The organism is Streptococcus sp. ST14 (genome assembly GCF_046098195.1).
Lineage (GTDB): Bacteria > Bacillota > Bacilli > Lactobacillales > Streptococcaceae > Streptococcus.
The window spans coordinates 37,044-55,926 of sequence record NZ_JBJUSF010000014.1 but is presented as its reverse complement, the minus strand read 5'-3'; the positions used below and the strand labels follow the sequence as shown (position 1 = coordinate 55,926).

18 protein-coding genes and 1 other annotated feature are annotated in these 18,883 nt (G+C 40.2%); of the genes, 1 reads left to right on the top strand and 17 read right to left on the bottom strand.

The genetic code is table 11. From position 1 onward, the window contains the following. Positions 1–186: 186 nt before the first annotated feature. The 16 genes from ACIY19_RS06120 to mecA all read right to left on the bottom strand — a co-directional run bounded on the left by ACIY19_RS06120 (position 187) and on the right by mecA (position 14,707). Positions 187–774: a CPBP family intramembrane glutamic endopeptidase gene (locus ACIY19_RS06120; RefSeq protein ID WP_409002965.1), complete on the bottom strand. Its 588-nt coding sequence runs from the start codon at positions 772–774 to the stop codon at positions 187–189. A 2-nt stretch (positions 775–776) separates the two neighbouring features. Further along, positions 777–1,010 carry a transcriptional regulator gene (locus ACIY19_RS06115; protein ID WP_409002964.1) on the bottom strand — a complete coding sequence of 78 codons (234 nt, stop codon included), beginning with the start codon at positions 1,008–1,010 and terminating at the stop codon, positions 777–779. 12 nt (positions 1,011–1,022) lie between these two features. Further along, positions 1,023–1,403, bottom strand: coding sequence for a hypothetical protein (locus ACIY19_RS06110; RefSeq protein WP_409002963.1), 381 nt, complete (start codon positions 1,401–1,403; stop codon positions 1,023–1,025). Continuing rightward, complete coding sequence (locus tag ACIY19_RS06105; RefSeq protein WP_409002962.1) at positions 1,396–1,845, bottom strand: hypothetical protein; 450 nt, start codon at positions 1,843–1,845, stop codon at positions 1,396–1,398. The genes ACIY19_RS06110 and ACIY19_RS06105 overlap by 8 nt, the downstream gene beginning before the upstream one ends. After that, the gene (gene dcm / locus ACIY19_RS06100) at positions 1,829–3,187 is read right to left on the bottom strand and encodes a DNA (cytosine-5-)-methyltransferase (RefSeq protein ID WP_409002961.1); all 1,359 of its coding nucleotides are present in this window, start codon (positions 3,185–3,187) and stop codon (positions 1,829–1,831) included. The genes ACIY19_RS06105 and dcm overlap by 17 nt, the downstream gene beginning before the upstream one ends. A 98-nt stretch (positions 3,188–3,285) precedes the next feature. After that, positions 3,286–4,065: a replication initiator protein A gene (locus tag ACIY19_RS06095; RefSeq protein WP_409002960.1), complete on the bottom strand. Its 780-nt coding sequence runs from the start codon at positions 4,063–4,065 to the stop codon at positions 3,286–3,288. After that, on the bottom strand, positions 4,062–4,235 hold the full coding sequence (locus ACIY19_RS06090; protein ID WP_000159607.1) for a hypothetical protein: 174 nt from the start codon (positions 4,233–4,235) through the stop codon (positions 4,062–4,064). The genes ACIY19_RS06095 and ACIY19_RS06090 overlap by 4 nt, the downstream gene beginning before the upstream one ends. 201 nt (positions 4,236–4,436) lie before the next feature. Beyond that, positions 4,437–4,805: a 50S ribosomal protein L7/L12 gene (gene rplL / locus ACIY19_RS06085; protein WP_001196964.1), complete on the bottom strand. Its 369-nt coding sequence runs from the start codon at positions 4,803–4,805 to the stop codon at positions 4,437–4,439. Between the two features lie 74 nt (positions 4,806–4,879). After that, entirely contained in the window at positions 4,880–5,380 is a 501-nt protein-coding gene (gene rplJ, locus ACIY19_RS06080; RefSeq protein ID WP_001287274.1) for a 50S ribosomal protein L10, read from the bottom strand. Between the two features lie 38 nt (positions 5,381–5,418). Next, positions 5,419–5,554, bottom strand: a sequence feature (ribosomal protein L10 leader region). Between the two features lie 61 nt (positions 5,555–5,615). Then, a complete protein-coding gene (locus ACIY19_RS06075) occupies positions 5,616–6,875 on the bottom strand; it encodes a TRZ/ATZ family protein (protein ID WP_409002959.1) in 1,260 nt (419 codons plus the stop codon). Between the two features lie 100 nt (positions 6,876–6,975). Further along, the gene (locus ACIY19_RS06070) at positions 6,976–8,724 is read right to left on the bottom strand and encodes an ABC transporter ATP-binding protein (protein ID WP_409002958.1); all 1,749 of its coding nucleotides are present in this window, start codon (positions 8,722–8,724) and stop codon (positions 6,976–6,978) included. Position 8,725: 1 nt separating this feature from the next. After that, entirely contained in the window at positions 8,726–10,450 is a 1,725-nt protein-coding gene (locus ACIY19_RS06065) for an ABC transporter ATP-binding protein (RefSeq protein WP_247931002.1), read from the bottom strand. 59 nt (positions 10,451–10,509) lie between these two features. Further along, on the bottom strand, positions 10,510–11,448 hold the full coding sequence (gene msrB / locus ACIY19_RS06060; RefSeq protein WP_247931001.1) for a peptide-methionine (R)-S-oxide reductase MsrB: 939 nt from the start codon (positions 11,446–11,448) through the stop codon (positions 10,510–10,512). A 213-nt stretch (positions 11,449–11,661) separates the two neighbouring features. Then, positions 11,662–12,531 (bottom strand): homoserine kinase, encoded by an 870-nt coding sequence (gene thrB, locus ACIY19_RS06055; protein ID WP_000692417.1) that lies wholly within the window; start codon positions 12,529–12,531, stop codon positions 11,662–11,664. Between the two features lies 1 nt (position 12,532). Then, positions 12,533–13,819, bottom strand: coding sequence for a homoserine dehydrogenase (locus ACIY19_RS06050; RefSeq protein ID WP_000216365.1), 1,287 nt, complete (start codon positions 13,817–13,819; stop codon positions 12,533–12,535). 147 nt (positions 13,820–13,966) lie between these two features. After that, the gene (mecA, locus tag ACIY19_RS06045; protein ID WP_000782696.1) at positions 13,967–14,707 is read right to left on the bottom strand and encodes an adaptor protein MecA; all 741 of its coding nucleotides are present in this window, start codon (positions 14,705–14,707) and stop codon (positions 13,967–13,969) included. Between the two features lie 122 nt (positions 14,708–14,829). On the opposite strand from mecA, the gene ACIY19_RS06040 reads away from it, so the two are divergent. Next, positions 14,830–16,308, top strand: a complete 1,479-nt coding sequence (locus tag ACIY19_RS06040; RefSeq protein WP_000789709.1) for an oligosaccharide flippase family protein — start codon at positions 14,830–14,832, stop codon at positions 16,306–16,308. A gap of 45 nt (positions 16,309–16,353) precedes the next feature. On the opposite strand, the gene ACIY19_RS06035 is transcribed toward ACIY19_RS06040, so the two are convergent. Next, positions 16,354–18,882, bottom strand: coding sequence for an MBL fold metallo-hydrolase (locus tag ACIY19_RS06035; protein ID WP_409002957.1), 2,529 nt, complete (start codon positions 18,880–18,882; stop codon positions 16,354–16,356). Between the last annotated feature and the right edge of the window lies 1 nt (position 18,883).

The window sequence follows — 18,883 nt, the reverse complement described above, 5'->3', positions numbered from 1 at the left end:
TTGTCGTTAAAAACATTGTACCGTAAAAGGACTGTTATATGGCCTTTTTACTTTTACACAATTATACGGACTTTATCAAAAATGTTCCTATTTTCTTTATTTTATGCTGTTAATACATTTTTATTTCCGAATTAAAAATAATCCTATAAAAACTACTGATTTATGAGATAAATTAGATCACCTATTTTAAAAAAGCATCAAACTATAAACTAGTAGGTTCCACACTAAATGTAGCCCCATACTGCCCCATAAGTCAGATTTATAGCGTACAAGCCCTAAAAACATCCCAAGTGAAACATATAAACACCAAGCTAGAATGGTTCCTGGATGATGTGCTAAGGCAAATAAAACACTTGTCAAAGCAACTCGAATATCTAATTTTCTGACCAAGTTCCATAAAATTTCTCGATACAGAAATTCTTCAACCATACTCGCATTGATTAAGAACAATAAAAATGAAAACCAAGGAACTTGATGTTGAAGGCCAATTAAGTTTGCTTGATTCGTGCTTCCTTGAGCATGAATCAGACTAAAACATAGACTTATAATCAGTAGGCTAACGAATCCAATACCAAGCCATTTCATCCTAGTTTTCATATTGACCTTGGCCACTTGTTTACGTTGAACATACATCCATAAAAAAGAAATGAGCGACGCTCCATAGAGAATCTCTAGTATAGTTAACTCACCGATACAAAGCAATTTCAGTAAGTATAAGGATACCAATAGGACATTTACTTGTTGGAATATATAAACTGGAATTATTCTTTTCATAGTTACCTCCGAAATAAATCTTCATAATCTAAATCTAATGCCTGCACAATCCTTTCTACCCATGGACTTTGAGGCATTCGTTGTTCCATCTTGTAGTGACGAATCTTTTGATACAAACGATTCAATTCACTTGGATAGTGAAACTCTCCCGCAAACATTTTTCTGGTTAACTCAATCCAGCTGATATTTCTTTCAGCCAAAATAATGGACAAGTTCTCCCAAAATCGTTCAGCCATATTGCTTCTCCTTTAGTTAGATAAATAATGTGTTTGTGCCATGTAAATCAATTGTTTCGTATCTCTTGGCAATAAAGCTCTAGCTTCCTCCAAATTTAGATTTGGATAAACTCGCTTATTTGAAACCGCAAGAGGAAGTCTGATGGTTAGTTCAGGATTTTTTAATATCATTTCAATGAAATCCGTTAGTCTTAAATTGTCACGGTTCTTAAATCGTAATAAATTAGGAGATAAAAACTCAAAACAATCTGAAGAATAGCTCATCATCTCAATTAATTTATCCCTTGTCATTTCAGAAATCGAATGACAGGATACCTCAATGCCATAGTTTTGGAAGAATTCTAAAAGAATTTGATTTCTATGGTTATTTTTACTTAGATAGAGATCAATCATGTGAGACCTCCCAAAGATTCGGTTCCATTTGATATTCTGAGACGATTAAGGAATCTAATAAATTGGAGAAGTTAATTGATTTCTTGTCTTCATCATAAGCTTTTACAGTTACTTGGGTTGTAAGTATTCCCTCTTTTCCCTCGGCTCGATAGCCTTGCCCATATAAAACAAAAACAAGATTATGATTATCATCTATAAAGGCATCAGCTCCGTTCTTTATATCCTGACTTTCAAGGAATTCCATAATGTTTTGAAGATAGGATTCGTAAAATAGGGGGTAGTTGTGTTTTTTATGGTAATCATCTAAAAATGTCACCTCAAACTCACATGGATAATTGGGCATCAAAAATATTTGTTCATCCAGCTGTTTGATTTCTGCGTCATGTAATTCTGTTTCTAATTCATCACAATCTAGTATTGATTCTTTATTTAATGCTTTCATCTTTTTCCTCTATTTCTTTTAATTTCTTTGCGATTGCAGCAATCACAGGAACGGTTACACTATTACCAGCTTGTTTATAGAGCTGACTATTACTAGAGACTTTTCTAGCAGCTTCAAAAGCCCAATCAGGAAAGCCCTGCAGTCTAAAACACTCTTTAGGAGTGATTCGTCGTATCCTCAAACGGTAAAATTGCCCATCAATTAAGACACCAGCTACTTGGTAAACTTGTTTATCTTCTCCTTCATAGCTAGCCACTACTACTCCCATTTGCCCACTAGTTGTTAACGTATTCGCTATACCTTTTCCAACTCTACCACGACGATACTGAGAACTTGGTCTTTCTAAATTGATTGAATCCCCAATCTCTGCTTGAGCATATCCTTTTTTAGTTGCCTCACGGACTTTTAGAAATTGGATTGGTTCTGGAATCAGTATTTTGGGGATTTTATCTCCACCTTGCATTGTAGTCAGTGTTGGAGATAAGCCCTCACTTCCATAGACGCGACCAGTTTCCTTAAAGCTAGTTGGTAAATCTCCAACAACGACAATACCATGGCGATCCTGAGTATTTAAAGTAAACATTGGCTCTTGATTATCCTTAAAACGTCTACCATTTTGTCTCTTGTCTAATCTATCTGGTGTAATGCAAGGAATCGCAACCTTAAATCCTTCTCCTTTTCCACGAACTAATGTTGGCGCAAGACCTTCTGAATAATAGACTTCACCACTCATTCCACATCTTGATGGATTCAAATTTCCTAGTGCTTTCAAAGTCTCAGAGTTAGTTGCTTGACCTTCTCGTCTGAAAGGAAATAAGAGTCTGGTACCTTTCTTTCTAGAATGTCCGAGAATAAACACCCTCTCTCTGTTTTGGGGAACGCCAAAATCCTTACTGTTAAGCACCTGCCACTCAACATCAAACCCCAACTCATCAAGTGTGGTAAGGATTGTGGTGAACGTCCGTCCCTTATCGTGATTGAGTAGGCCTTTAACATTTTCAAGAAAAAGAAAACGTGGTTGGATTTGTTTGGCCGCTCGAGCAATTTCAAAGAATAAAGTTCCTCTAGTATCTTCAAATCCCAATCGTCTTCCTGCGATTGAAAATGCTTGACAAGGGAATCCCCCACAGATGATATCGACTTTCCCTCTAAGTTTTTTAAATTCGTCATCTGAAACATCTCGTATGTCATGAAATTCTATTTCTCCTTCCGTTTGAAAAATGGACTTATAAGATTTCCTAGCAAATTTATCAATCTCACAAAATCCAATACACTCATGTCCAACACTTTCCATTCCTAGTCGAAAACCCCCGATACCTGAAAATAAATCAATAAATCTCATTTCTTTATCACCCCTTTCTTATCGACTATCATTGTCAGAACTGTCACTCCACTTGAAATGACAATAAGCATAACTAATATCCACTCGATTGGCGACATTTAACCACCTCCTTTTCTAACACGGTTATTCCAAACAGAATACAAGCCGTTAAACACAAATTCAGCCAAAACTTCCGCTCGTCTAACAAAGCGAACATTGTCAAGAGCATACTGATAGATTCTCTCAAAATCAGTCATAGCAATTTCACTGGCTGTTTCAGAAAAACCTTCTCGTCTAAATTGATCTTGTACCAATCCCCAAATATAATCTCGATCATATTTTGTGACCTTTTCTACTTTTCTTCTCAAGATAGGTTGAGTATTCCTTTCTTCCTCATCCTCAATAAATAAAGAATCAGTCTCACTATATTTAGTCTCACTAACTTCAGTCTCACTAGGGGCTGAATATGAGACGGGGGGCGTTTCATTTTCAACCTGCCCTAGTCTTTTTTTAACACTAGGCCTATTTGAATTACCTACTGGGGTAGAAGACAATTCCCCTAAATAAATCTTATTAGCAAGTCTCCCTTTCTCACTTGAAGACTGTTGAACTTCATCAATTAAGTCATATTCTTTAAGAGTTTTTTTGATGGACAGTAATTTTGACTTCGAACAACCTAACAGTCTCATCAGTTTAGAATTAGAAAATACTAAATAGACTGATCCTTCTTCATCTATCCAACCACGACTGAGAGATAATTCTAAACGATCTTTTAAAATAGAATAAGCCACCTTTACTTCTAGTTTCATATCCATATATTTCTCGTCTTCAAAAAGAATTTTAGGTAATTTGTAATACCGTTCTGAAGTTTGGTATTGATTTGCGGTAATTCGTTTCATAGCGCTCCTCCAAGTTCTTTGAGTATTAAATCTCCACTTGATTCCAATCGAACCAAGCCACTTTTTTCTAATTCAGCCATAAGAGAGATGGCCTCAACAATATCTATTCCCATTTCACGTACTAAAAATGAAATAACAATATAGCGTGATGATTGTAATTCTTTTGTCATTTTTCCTCCAGAAAATAAAAAAAGGAGAACAATATTCAACTGTTCTCCAAAATAATTTTATTAAAAAGAAAAACCCTGCCAAATTAATTTTTGGTAGGGTTTTTGGCAGGAAACTAAATTAATTTATCAGTTTCTAAAATGTGTTCACGATTCTAAAAGGCTGATACTATAGTATTCCGAATTCTAATTGGTATATGCCTCTTATTTAAGAGTAACTGAAGCTCCAGCTTCTTCCAATTTAGCTTTGATTTCTTCAGCTTCTGCAGTTGGAACGCCTTCTTTGATGACACCTGGTGCACCATCAACAAGTTCTTTAGCTTCTTTAAGTCCAAGACCAGTGATTTCACGTACAACTTTGATAACGCCAACTTTTTTGTCACCAGCAGCTGTCAACTCAACGTCAAATGAGTCTTTAGCAGCACCAGCGTCAGCAGCACCAGCTGCAGCAACAGCTACAGGAGCAGCTGCAGTTACACCAAATTCTTCTTCGATAGCTTTTACAAGGTCGTTCAATTCAAGGATTGAAGCTTCTTTAATTTCAGCAATAATGTTTTCAATGTTCAATGCCATTGTTATTTCCTCCAAATAAGTTTTTAATTTTATAATCGTTTTTTCGTAGCTAAGCTACGCTGCGTAGCTTAAGATTAAGCTGCGTCTTCTTTGTTGTCTGCAACCGCTTTGACTGCAAGAGCAACGTTGCGCACTGGCGCTTGAAGTACAGAAAGGAGCATAGAAAGAAGTCCTTCGCGGTTTGGAAGAGTTGCAAGAGCAACGATTTCTTCTTTAGATGCGACAGCGCCTTCGATTGCACCACCTTTGATTTCAAGTGCTTCAGCGTTTTTAGCAAAGTCGTTCAAGATTTTCGCTGGTGCGATAACATCTTCGTTAGAAAATGCTACTGCAGATGGTCCAACAAATACTGATGCAAGATCTTCAAGACCAGCTTTTTCAGCTGCACGACGCAAGATTGAGTTTTTAATGACTTTATACTCAACTTCGCTTCCACGAAGCTCACGACGAAGAACTGTATCTTGCTCAACTGTCAAACCACGAGCGTCTACAACGACGATAGATGCAGCAGCTTTCATTTTTTCAGCTACTACGTCAACTAGTTCCGCTTTTTTAGCAATAATTGCTTCACTCATTAGTGTGTTCACCTCCGTAATTATTTTGCTTGGGGAATTTTTCCAAAAGAAAAACGCGCCCAAACCTAGACACGAAAGTACAATACGCTTCTTTTTACATGATACGTTTTGTCCTCGGTAGGATATTTACGAGTCAAGCTCCCCTACTGTCTTAGGCAGTTTTTTCAAACCGTATATAAGTATAGCATAGACAAAAAAAGAATGCAAGATTTTTGCAAACTTTTTTTGAATTTTTTTAAATCTCTACTGTCAAAACTTTGCCTTGCTTAACCACCTGTTCTCCAGCGATATAAACATCGTCAACATCACTGGCTTTGACTGCATAAACCAGGTGAGAGAGCATATTTTTCTGAGGCTGAAGATGGATTTTTCCCTGTGGTTGAATGACCAGAAAATCTGCTTGCTTGCCAACTTCTAGGCTTCCTATCTGCTTTTCCATTCCTAGAACCTTAGCACCCTCTATCGTCAGAGCTTTGAGGGCTGTTTCAATAGGAAATTGGCTGGCATCTCCACTTTTCATCTTTTGAAGAAGGGCTGCTGTGCGTCCTTCCTCAAACATATCTAGATTGTTATTGGAAGCAACCGAGTCTGTCGCAATCCCCACTGCTACTCCTGCTTTTTGGAGTTGGATGATTGGAGCGATTCCAGAAGCCAGTTTGAGGTTACTGATAGGATTATGGGCGATTGCTACATGAGAAGTTGCCAAGCGTTCAATTTCTCTCTCGTTTAATTCGACCCCGTGAGCAAAGACAGACGGATGATCTAAATAACCCAGTTCTTCTAGAAAGGCGAGGGGACGTTTGCCATAGCGTTTGAGGATAATTCCTGACTCTTCCTTGGTCTCTGCCACATGGATATGGATAGGAATGTCCAGCTTTTTTGCCATATCTAAGCTCGCTTCCAGCAAGTCTCTACTACAGCTGTAGGGAGAATGTGGAGCTACCATAACCTTGAAATTTGGGTTTTCATATCCTAAGATTTCCTCTATGATGGCTCGGGTTCTGCTTATGGTCTCAGCAGTTGTTTCTGCCTCTGAAGAAAAGAGGGTCGGTGAGAAATAACAACTCATCTTGGAAGCCTTAACTGCCTGATAAATTTGCTCAATATCCACACCATTGGGATTATACATATCGTTGAAGGTTGTTGTTCCTGACTGGAGCATCTCTGTCAGAGCTTCTTTGACTGCCTTGGTAGTCATATCGGGAGTAAATCCTGCTTCTGCTGGCCAGATATAGTCATTGAGCCATTCGTGGAGATTGCTGTCATCCTGAATTCCTCGCAAACCTGTCATGGCAGAATGGGTGTGGCAATTAACCAAACCAGGCATGATCCAGGCTCCCTGATAGTCTATAATCTGCTCAGCTTGCTCTAAAATATCTGGCTCCTCTTGGCCGACATAGACGATTTGAGAGTCCTTAACGGCTAAGACACCATCCAAATAAACATGGAAATCTTTGTCACAAGTCACGATATTTACATGCTGATAGACTTTCATTGTTTTCTCCTTCTAAGACCCTGATTTTTTCTAGCTATTGTAACAAAAAAGTCACCCGAAGGCAACTTTTTTCGTTCATGAGATTTCAAAATAGAAAGGATTATTCAGAGCTAAAATCTGCAGCTTTCTGCATTTGGTAATACTTGCCCTTTCTAGTCATGAGGTCATGATGATTGCCATACTCAACAATATCACCATCTACCAAAACTAGAATCAAATCCGCATCCTGAATGGTTGACAAACGGTGAGCAATGATAAAGCTTGTGCGCCCCTTCATGAGTTTGGCAAAGGCATCCTGTACTAGCACCTCTGTCCGTGTATCGATGGAGGAAGTCGCCTCGTCTAAGATAAGAATCTTTGGAATAGCTAGAAAGACTCGGGCGATGGTCAAGAGCTGGGCTTGCCCAACAGAGAGAGATTCTCCTGCATTTTCCAACTTGCTATCGTATCCCTGAGGCAACTGTTGGATGAAAAAGTCTGCATTGGCTGCTTTTGCGGCAGCAATCACCTGCTCCCTACTGGCATCAGGATTTCCAAAGGCAATATTGTCATGAATGGTCCCTTGCTTGAGCCAGGTTTCTTGGAGTACCATCCCAAACTGCTGTCTCAATGACGCTCGGGTATAATCATAAATGGACTGCCCATCTAACAAGATATCTCCCGAGTTAATAGGATAAAAACGCATGAGGAGATTGATAAGAGTTGACTTACCAGCACCTGTCGGACCAACGATGGCTACCTTGCTACCAGCTGGGATATCGATAGACAAATCCTTAATCAAGATCCTTTCAGGATTGTATCCAAAAGAAACATGCTTAAAGGAAATGGCTCCCTTAACTTGGTCACTGGTCAAGATTTCCTTACCTGTTTCAGCCACCTCTGGACTTTCTAAGACAGCATAGACACGCTCTGCACAAGCTAAAGCACTTTGCAACTCAGCTAGCACTGAAGAAATATCGTTAAAGGGCTTGGTGTACTGTTGGACATAGTTCAAAAAAGTCACTAAACGCCCAATGGTCAAGGTTGAACCCATCATGATACGATAGGCTCCCACTCCAGCAAGAAGAGCATAAATGAGCGCATTGACAAAGCGAGTCGAGGGATTAACCGTTGAGGAATAAAAGATAGCTGACTGAGAATAACTTGCGTAGTTGCCATTCGCCTCGTGCAGTCTTTGGATAAACTCTGTCTGAGCATTGAAGGACTGGATAATAGTCTGCTGGCTAAGTGATTCTTCAATCAACTGAGTCTGAATTCCCCTCGTCTCTGTTTGCTTCTGAAAGAGATGATAGGACCGTTTGGCAATAAAGCGTGAAATAACCATGGACAGTGGCGTCAACAACAAGACCAAGAGGGTCATGAGGAGATGAATTTGGAGCATGGCTAGAATACTAACCAAAATCATCAAAACACCAATGAAAAATTGGTTAAAAATCATGGTCAAGCCAGTTGCCAACTGTTCTATATCTGTAGTCACACGACTGACCATCTCTCCACTGCTCTGCCGATCCACAAAAGCAATCGGTAACCGATGAAGTTTATGGATGATTCGCTCTCGCAAGTCTCTGGTATAAGAGAAGATTAGACGATTATAAAGAAGAGGATTGGCCCATTGTACCAGAGTATTTCCTATGACTACCAAGATCATCTGAATGAAAATCTGCCAAAAAACTGGTGAAGAATCAGCAACTAGGACCTGGTCAATGACCTGCCCAATCAGAATAGGTAAGTAAATTGATAAGCCAACTTGGGCAATAGTTCCTAGAAAGGCTAGGAAAAGGAGGAAAGGATGGCTTAATAAATCCTTAGCCAAACGCTTGAGCGTCTGGTTTGCAGTTTGTCGTTTCATGCTAGTCCTCCTTTCCATGTTGGGATGCATTGATTTCGCGATAGACTTGGCTAGTCTTCATCAATTCCTCGTGCTTGCCAACAGCTAGGAGCTCACCTTTTTCCAAGAGGAGAATCTGATCCGCCATCTGTAGAGTCGAGGTTCGTTGCGAAATCAAGATTAAACTCGTATGCGGTAAGTTTTCTCGGATAGCTCTCAAGAGCTTAGACTCGGTAATGGTATCGAGGGCCGAGGTTGCATCATCTAGGATGAGAAACGGAGCTCGACGCAAGACCGCTCGTGCGATGGACAGCCTTTGTTTTTGTCCGCCTGAGAAATTTCGTCCTCCTGTCTCAACTAGGGTATCTAAGAGACCTTCCTTATCACTGACAAAATCCTTAGCTTGCGCCATATCCAAGGCCTGCCAGAGTTCTTTGTCAGTTACTTCTTGATCTAAACCTAGAGTCAAGTTGGCACGAATGGTTCCTTTAAATAGTTCTACTTTTTGGGGCACATAGGCAATCCATGACCGCCATTCCTCCAAATTACGAGGACTACGCCCATCTCGATAAAGGGAAATGCTTCCTCTATCTGTTGGATAAAGACCAAGTAAGACTTGCACCAAGCTTGACTTACCAGAACCCGTTCCCCCAATGATACCAAGGATGTGCCCTTGAGTCATATCAAAGGAAATGTTTCTCAGAGAAGGCTGGGCCGCATCAGGATAGGTAAAGGTTAATTCTTGGACTTGCAAAACCCGATCACCGGTAGCTTGCTTTTCTTCTAATTCTGAAAAAATATCTTCTGGAGCTTCGGTAAAAACTTCCTCAATTCTCTTGGCTGAGATATAGGACTGGTTGAGAGAATTGATCAGCATGGCGAGCTTAACCAATTCCACCAAAATCTGTAAGAGATAGTTGATAAGGGCAATCAGGGCACCTTGACTGAGTAAACCTCCTTGAATTGAAATATAGCCCTGCCAGATGATGACGAGAAGAGTTCCATTGACAATCAGATAAGTCAGAGGTGTTAACAAACTAGACCAGAAACCCGTCTTTTCTTGCAATCTAGCATAAACTTGGTTAAGGGTTTGAAAAATCTGTAACTCTCGTTTTTCCTGACCAAAAGCACGAATAACTCGCATGCCTTGTAATTGCTGGCGCGTTTCCTGAACCAGCTGATCCGTTTTCTTTCTGAGACTGCTGTAGAGAGGATTGACCAGTCGAGAGAGACCGACAATGACAATCGTCAAAATGACAACCATAACTAAGAACCAGAAAGTCAGCTCAGCCGAGATGCGATAGGCCATAAAAATGGCTCCAAAAACGATAATAGGCGCTCTCAAAAAGAGGCGCAGGAATTGATTGATACCAGTCTGAATCTGGTAAGTATCCGAAGTCAAGCGAGTCACCAAGCTAGAAGTTGTCAAACGATCTCTGCTGTCCTTGGGTAAGGAAAGAATATGACGATAAAGGTCGTCTGTCAGTTCTTTGGCAAAACCCACCGCAGCCTTAGCTGAGTAAAACTGGGCTACCAAGGCCACTAAAACGCCAATCACTGCAAAGATAAGGAGCAGGCCAATCTGCATCCAGAGATGCCCTTGATCTCTCTGGGGCAAGGATTGGTCAACAATCCCAGCAATCACCATGGGAACCAAGAGTTCAAAAACAGCTTCTAGCAACTTGAACAAGGGTGCTAAAATGGATTCTTTGATATAGGGTTTGAAGTAAGATAGTAAGTGTTTCATAAATCCCTTCTATTCTTATTCTGGAAATGAAGAAAGTGGGAAGCCCCACCCTCTCAGTTTTATTTGTTTAAGTAAGGTAATAGATAGCCATATCCTGCTTTTTCCATCTCATCCTTGGCTACAAAGCGCAAGGAGGCAGAATTAATACAGTAACGCAGGCCACCTAACTCCTGAGGTCCATCTGTGAAGACATGACCCAAGTGAGCATTGCCCGAGCGAGAACGAACCTCGATTCGCTCCATTCCATGGCTCAAATCCTTGTAGTAGTGAATCAATTCCTTAGAAATCGGACGACTAAAACTTGGCCAACCACAACCTGAGGCAAACTTATCCTTGGCGCAAAAGAGTGGCTCTCCCGTTGTTATGTCGACATAAATCCCTTCTTCAAAGGTCTGGTCATAAGCATTACTAAACGGCGCTTCTGTAGCAGCTTCTTGCGTAACACGGTAAGACTCTTCAGTTAAGCTTTCCTTTAACACCTCTTGACTAGGCTTTTCATAGTTAGATGCGTCAATCAATGGCTTATCAGCATCCGTCACATCGATATGACAATAACCTGAAGGATTCTTCTTGAGATAGTCTTGATGGTAGTCTTCTGCTAAAATGTAGTGGCGAAGTTTCTCCACCTCTACTGCAATCTTTCGACCCAGCATACGCTCCTGCTCCTGCACCACTGTATAGATAGCTGGCAGATCTGCTTCATCTTGGTAATAAATCCCCGTTCGATATTGACGACCTCGGTCATTCCCTTGTTGGTTAATAGACAAGGGATCAATAACACGGAAATAATATAGCAAAATCTCTCTAAGTGACACTGCTTTCTCATCATAAATCACTTGAACAGTCTCTGCATGGTCTGTTTCCTTGAGCAACTGGTAATTGGTCGTTTCGACTTGCCCATTAGCGTAGCCGACACTGGTTGCTAGCACTCCTGAAATTCGTGAAAAATACTCCTCTAGGCCCCAAAAACAACCACCTGCTAGATAAATTTCTGCCATCTTTATTTCTCCTTTATCAAGTTTTTAACTAATACTCTTCAAAATCTCTTCAAACCACGTCAGCTTACATCTGCAACCTCAAAACCATGTTTTGAGCAACCTGCGGCTAGCTTCCTAGTTTGCTCTTTGATTTTCATTGAGTATAAACTTCTTTTCAAAAAAAGGATAGGAAGCCCTCAGGTCGAGAGTTTCCCCATCCTATCCTCTATTTCTTTACTTTGTTTGGACACGGACACCTTGGGTATCAACTTTCAAATCATGCAGTTTGCCTTTGAAAGGTTGCTTTTGCAATTCTGCCTTAATCGCTGGCATCTTGTCATGAGAAGCCAAGACCATAACTGTCGGTCCGGCACCAGAGAGATAGGTCGCATAGGCTCCATTCTCTTTAGCTACTTGCTTAATCGTAGCAAATTCACGGACCAGACTTTGACGATAGCGCTCGTGGAAGAGGTCCCCCTCGATTGCTTGACCAGCTGTCACCATATCTCCTGCTAACAAGGCTGCAACGGCCACATTGGCGATAGAACTAGCTGCAACAGCTTCCTTGTAGGACAATTTCTTAGGAAGGACACCGCGGCTGTCTCGAGTGCGCAATTCATAGTTGGGAATATAAGCTAGAAAATCACACTCTGGGAAGGCAGCCACAATCGCTGAAACATTTCCTTCAACAGAACTTGCAATAACGAGATTGCCGTAAATTGCTGGAGCTACATTGTCAGGATGTCCTTCAATCTTGGTAGCCAACTGCAATTTGTCGTGGTTAGATAAGTTGAGATTGCCCAGTTGGTTAGCCAGTTCAATTCCAGCAACGATAACCGAGCTAGAAGAACCCAAACCACGCGCCAAGGGAACATCACTGGTCATTTTCAAGCGTCTCGGTTGCAAGTCAGGCGCAATTTGCAAGGCAATCTTAAGCAAAAGATTACGCTCGTCATGGGGAATCCATTTGCCAATCTGGTGTTCAATCAACCACTCATCCCGTTCTTCACAAACCTCAATTTGAAGATACTTGGTTACAGCTACACCGACCGAATCAAAACCTGGCCCGATATTGGCACTGGTTGCAGGTACAATAATCTTCATCCTATTCTCCTAACACCTTGAAGGTATTCAAGAGGTCAAATTCTGAAGCTTTGGCCAACTCAGCTGAAACATTCTCAAGCTGCGCTTTATTAATCTTATGAGTGATAATCACTACACGCGCCTTGTCACCCTCTTTACCATCTTGGAGGATTTGCTTGAAGGAAATATCTTGAGCGTTGAAAATCTCAGCCAATTTCAAGACCTGACCTTTTGAGTCTGGAGCCAAGATTGAGAAGTAGTAATTAGCTTTAACATCTTCTGGATTAGCCAAAACCAAGTCACGGCTGTATTCGTTGAAGTCTTTACCAATAGTGCCATCATTCAAGCGACGAACGATACGGACAATGTCCGCTACAACACTTGTTGCAGTTGGTTTTTGACCAGCACCTGGTCCGTAGTACATCGATTCACCGATGCCGATAGACTCCACAAAGACTGCGTTCATTACTCCATTCACACTGGCAAGTGGATGTGCTTTAGGTAGGAAGGTTGGAGTCACTTCTGCAGCAATACCTGAAGGAGTTTCCTCGATAGAACCAACTAATTTCACTACATAGCCAAGGTCTTGGGCTACAGCTACATCTTCTGGTGTGATGTTGCGGATTCCCTTGTGGGCTACATCGTCAAAGGCAACCTTCATACCAAAAGCAAACTGGCTCAAAATCACCATCTTGTAGGCTGCATCAATCCCATCCACGTCATTTGTAGGATCGCTTTCTGCAAAACCTAATCTTTGTGCTTCAGCCAAAGCATCATCATAAGACCAGCCTTCTTCCACCATCTTGGTCATCATGAAGTTAGAAGTTCCGTTAACGACACCAAGAACGCGCGTGATTTTATCAGAAGCCAATGAATTTGCTAGAGTGCGAAGAATTGGAATACCACCAGCTACTGCTGCTTCGTAGTAAAGTGCTACATTATGCTCTTTAGCAATTTCTAACAATTCTGCACCATGAACAGCCAAAAGGTCCTTGTTAGCAGTAACAACGTGTTTCCCAGCTTCTAAGGCACGAGTGATAAAGGTTTTAGCTGGTTCGATACGCCCCATCAATTCCACTACGATTGTAATGTCTTTATCTGACAAAATATCATCTACATTGGTTACAAAGTTAAAGTCATTTCCTGCTGCAAGCAAGCGGTTCTTTTCATCTTCATCCTTGACCAATACCTTGGCTACTTCAATCTCTGAATGAGCTGACTGAACGATTTTTTCTCCATTTTCCTTTAGGAGGAATGGCACACCACTTGCAACGGTACCAAATCCGAGTAAAGCAATTTTAACTGTCATGTTTGTCTCCTAGAAATTTTCTGATATAGCCATTATAACAGAATTTTGTGAAAATTCCTATTATAGTAAATCACTATTTCGATCTAGAAAAGAAAAAACGAATCCCATGATTCGTCTTTCTTGATAAATGAAAATTGATTTTAAAAATTATGAACGAATCTTTTGCAGACCGAGAACTGCGTCATGGTTAATCAATATTTGCCCATACTCTTGCAAAACGGAACGACTGATGTCACTGTCGTCTGCAAATTCACGCATACGAGCCAAGAGCCAGGCCGGATATGGACTAGGATGATTTTCTACATCGACTAAGATTGTCAAATAGTAGTGCCCATTCATCTTATAGAGCTCAGAGGTTTCCATCTGGTAGTTAACCGTCTTTGCAAAAGCAACTAAGTCAGCAAGGCTTGCAAAGCGCAGGATATAGTAGATATAAGGTTCTTTCTTACTCTCAGTCTCCTTGTCTGCCTGCTCTTGCTCTTCTGCCTTTGCTTCGACCTGCTCTAGAGATTGGATGGCCTCAATATCGTCCTTGGTCTTATCTGCAATGCTCTTTTCCAAGGTTTTGAGAAATTCATCTGGCGACATTTGGGCTAATTCTTCCATGTCTGGTAGATCCGCCAAATCTTCAAAATCCAGATTTTGGTCAATCTTGGATTTGGTCACAAAGACGTCGACCTTGTCTGGTTTTGGCGTTACACGAAAACTCAGCATGCCACTATCCAAGAAATTGTCTGGCATCTCTAACTCATCTAGAATAGCATAGAAAAACTCTTCAGTTTTTTCCTGAGGAACGAGAAAGTCTGCAATCTCCATTCCTCGGTCCATCAAATCATCTAAAGTCATTGTGATTTTCAGTGTTGTATCACTAATTTGTTTCATCTTCATATCTAGTAACCTCATACTTTCAGTCTATCTATTATACTAGATTTTTACGATTTTATCAAAAGAATGAAGCGAGAATGTGATATAATACTAGATATGATTTTAGATTTAAGAAAGAAAGTTCAATGAAAAATATAAAAGTAAATGCCTTGGCCAGCTTGCTGGTCAATATTCTCAATATCGTTTTTCCACTGATAACCAATCCTTATCTGACGCGGATTCTCAGCAAATCCAACTACGGTTATTTCAATACAGCTAATACCTGGGCAAGTTTCGTTATTCCACTAGCTGCCTTTGGAATATACAACTACGGGATTCGAGCTATTAGTAAGGTCAAGGATGACAAGAATAAAATCAACTACGTCTTTTCTAAGTTGTTTTATATCTCGGTTTTCACCTCTCTCCTGACGACAGGTATCTACTTCCTCATTATCTTCTTTGACACCAGCATTGAGAATCTGAAAGTCCTGTACTACATCCTAGGGGCCCAAGCACTCTTCCAATTTCTCAATATCGAATGGATGAACGAGGCTTATGAAAACTATGCCTTCATCCTCTATAAAACATTAATTATTCGAATTACCATGCTGGTCGCTATCTTCGCCTTTGTTAAAACGGCAGATGATATCGTTCCTTATGCTATCGTTATGACAGCGACCACTATCCTCAACTACCTGCTCAGTTTTCTTTGGATTAAGAGAGAAGTTTCTTTTGTTAAGATTGGTTTCGTCGAATTAGCTAAAGCTTCTAAACCACTCTTTACTATGCTTCTCCTAGCAAACGCTAATATGCTTTATACCTTGCTAGATAGAATGTTTATCACCAAGGGACCGGATGAGAACTATATTTCCTACTATACAATTGCCTATAGTATCGTCATGTTGATTGCCAGTGTCTTGAGTGGAGCTATCAACGTCAGTATTCCACGCCTCGGCTACTATCTCGGGAAAAAGGATTACAAGTCCTATAATTATCTCGTGAATCAAGCGGCATCCTTATTCTATTTCCTTATGGTTCCAACTAGTATCGGGATTATGATATTGGGACGGTACGCAACTGTTATTTATTCTTCTGAAAAATATCTTGAAGCGGGTATCGTAACTAGCGTCTTCGCTTTTCGTACCATCATCTGGGCTATTGAATTGATTCTTGGTAAACAGATTATCTTTATCAACGATCATGAAAATCGCTTAACTGCCTTCTACTTCCTTGGTGGTGGTGCCAATATACTATTAAATAGCATCTTGTATTTCAATAATATTTTTGCACCTGAGTATTACATCGCTACGACCATTATCGCAGAAACTATCGTTGTTTTACTTGAAATTCATTTTATCAAGAAACACCAACTGATTAGTTTAAAAGAAATTTTTATAACCTTAACACGTTATAGCCTCATATCCCTTGGTTTTATCCCAATCTTCTATATTTTCAAGATGATTTTCCAAATCAACTCTTATACGGTCAACTTCAATATGATTCTCATGGTTCTGTCTACCGTAGCAACTTGTGGTATCTATTACCTCTTGACCCTCTTTATCACCAAAGACAAAACACTCCACTATGCACTGAACCTTGTACTTGCTAAATTAAAACGAAATTAAAAAATCCCCTACTGATAAATTAGTTGCCAGTAGGGGATTTCTTCTTTATTCTTTTTCTTTCTTTTCAGAAGCGTTGGCTTCTAGATTTGAATCTTGTTTAGGTTGTTCAACAATAGAGGAATTAGCTTCTTGTTTCTGTTCTGGCTTGACTGCCTCGCTATTTACAGCAGCAACAGCCTGTTTCCAGATACCTTCTTCGTTTACTTTGTAACCATCAGGTGTTGTTGCGTTCTTCAACAAAGAACCATCAGCTTGGAAATAGTACCAATTACCATCAAGCTGTTTCCAACCTGTCTGCATAGCTCCTGATTCATCAAAGTAATAATGATCACCATTTACTTTATGAAGGCCAACCAACATAATGCCATCTTCAGGATTTAGATAATACCAGACGCCTTTGTCTTTTATCCAACCAGTTTTCATGGCTCCATTTGATTCAAAGTAACGGTAATGATTATCAAACCATTTCCAGCCAGTTTGCATGGCTCCAGATTTGCTAAAGTAATATTGCTTACCATCTACTTGATGGAGGCCGACTAACATAACGCCTTCCTTACCTTCAAGATAATACCAGACATCACCATCTTTCAACCAACCAGTTTGGAGTGCGCCCGACGTAGCGTAGTAATGCCAAGAATCATTTGACCACTGCCATCCAACTTGCATAGTACCTGCAGAGCTGAAGAAATAGTTCTTACCGTCAATCTCTTTAGATCCTACAGCCATAATACCAGTTTCTGGATCCAAATAATACCATGATTCTTTATCTTTCAACCAACCAGTTTTCATAGCACCTGAGTTCGTATAGAAGTACCAGCTATTTTCTTGCCACTTCCAGGCAGTCTGCATGGCACCACTAGCATTCAAATAGTAACGAACACCATTTATATCTTGTCTACCAGTTAACATGATGCCATCTTTATCCAGATAATACCATGTTTCCTGATCCTTGACCCAGCCGGTTTTCATAGCTCCAGAACTTGCAAAATAGTTCCAGTGACCATCAACAAAGGCCCATCCAGTTTGCATGACACCTTCTTGATTAAAGTAGTATGTGCTTCCATTGATATTCTTTTTACCAACGGTCTTTAGCCCATCCTCATCATAGAAATACCAATTTGAATCAATCTTTTGCCAAGTTGAAGGCTTACCTGCTGTTTGAAGTGCACCACTTTCGCTAAAGAACATCTTCTTTCCATTATAGACTTGGTGTCCTGTTAGCATCTTCCCATCTGCCGCAAAGAGATACTTTTTCCCTCCAATTTCAGAGAGCTCGCTAAATCGTCTAGCACCATTTGATTGGATATAATACCAAGAGTCGTCTAGTTTGAACCAACCACCAGTTTGCATTTTACCATTTTGGTTCAGATAGTAATCATTCCCTTTGGCATTTTCTCCCCAGTCGTCGTTAAGGTGAAGCCAGCGACCTGCTTGCATTTGTCCTTTTCCATTAAAGAAATAAGTGGCTCCGCCAATCTCTCTCCAGCCGATAGCCATTTCTCCGTCAGTCAAACGATATTTCCAATAACCATCTTCTTGATACCATTTTTCGTCAACTACAGGGATATTAGGGAAGGTATTTGAAACATTTGCAAATCCTTTATCGCTAATATCAAAAACGGTAGCGTCTTGAGTTTGGCTAGCAGCATGAAGAACCTGAATATTTTTCTTCTGAAGGTATTCTCTGGTTGAAGCAACATTAATATCTCCACCAGTTGTCTGAATAATCATTTTTGGTGATAAGTTTTCAAGGAAATTAATCGTATTTGAAATTGTCGCATCATAATGGTGGTTCCATTTCATCATATCAACCTTGCCGATAACTGGACCTAACTTATCTTCTGCTCCTTCGGCATTATCCAAATCTCCTCCAAGATAGATTCTCTTTCCTGCCACAGTCACTACTGAAACAATGGAGTTGGAGTTATCATCTCGAACTTTTTTCAGATTCCCTTCAGCATCATATTCATTCTTATAGTTATAGAGCTGGATATCCATATCACCTAATTTTAGGTGGCTATCCTCATCTGAAATATTCTGGATAAGAGTAACTCCTCGTTTTTGAGCTGCTCTCAAAGCATTATCATAATTGAAAAGATTATCCCATAGTCCCCAGTTTGCTGTAATCCGATCATCTGAATACTTTTTCAAATAAAACTTACCGACCTGATATCGATTGAGTATTTCGTCTGCTCCACCAATATGGTCACTATGAACATGAGTGCCTATAATAAAATCTAATTTTTTTACACCTATTTGATCCAAGTGGCGAATCAATCGATCCTCCAATACTTGATAATTTCTCATGGAAATTCCCCAGCGGCTTGGATAGCGTGGATCACTCCCATCAGGAAAATCATAGTCTTCTCCCATATCAATCAAAGCATAGTGACCATTGCTTTCCAGAAGGATGGCATCACTCCCAGATTTTGCTTTTGTATTTATGAAATGGATACGATTGCCCGAACCTGCAGAGATGGTATCTGCATCTACTTCTTGCGATAACTGAATCAGTAATAGAAAGAATGCGAGAACACTATAGCTGACTGATTTTAATAACCATTTATTTTTCACC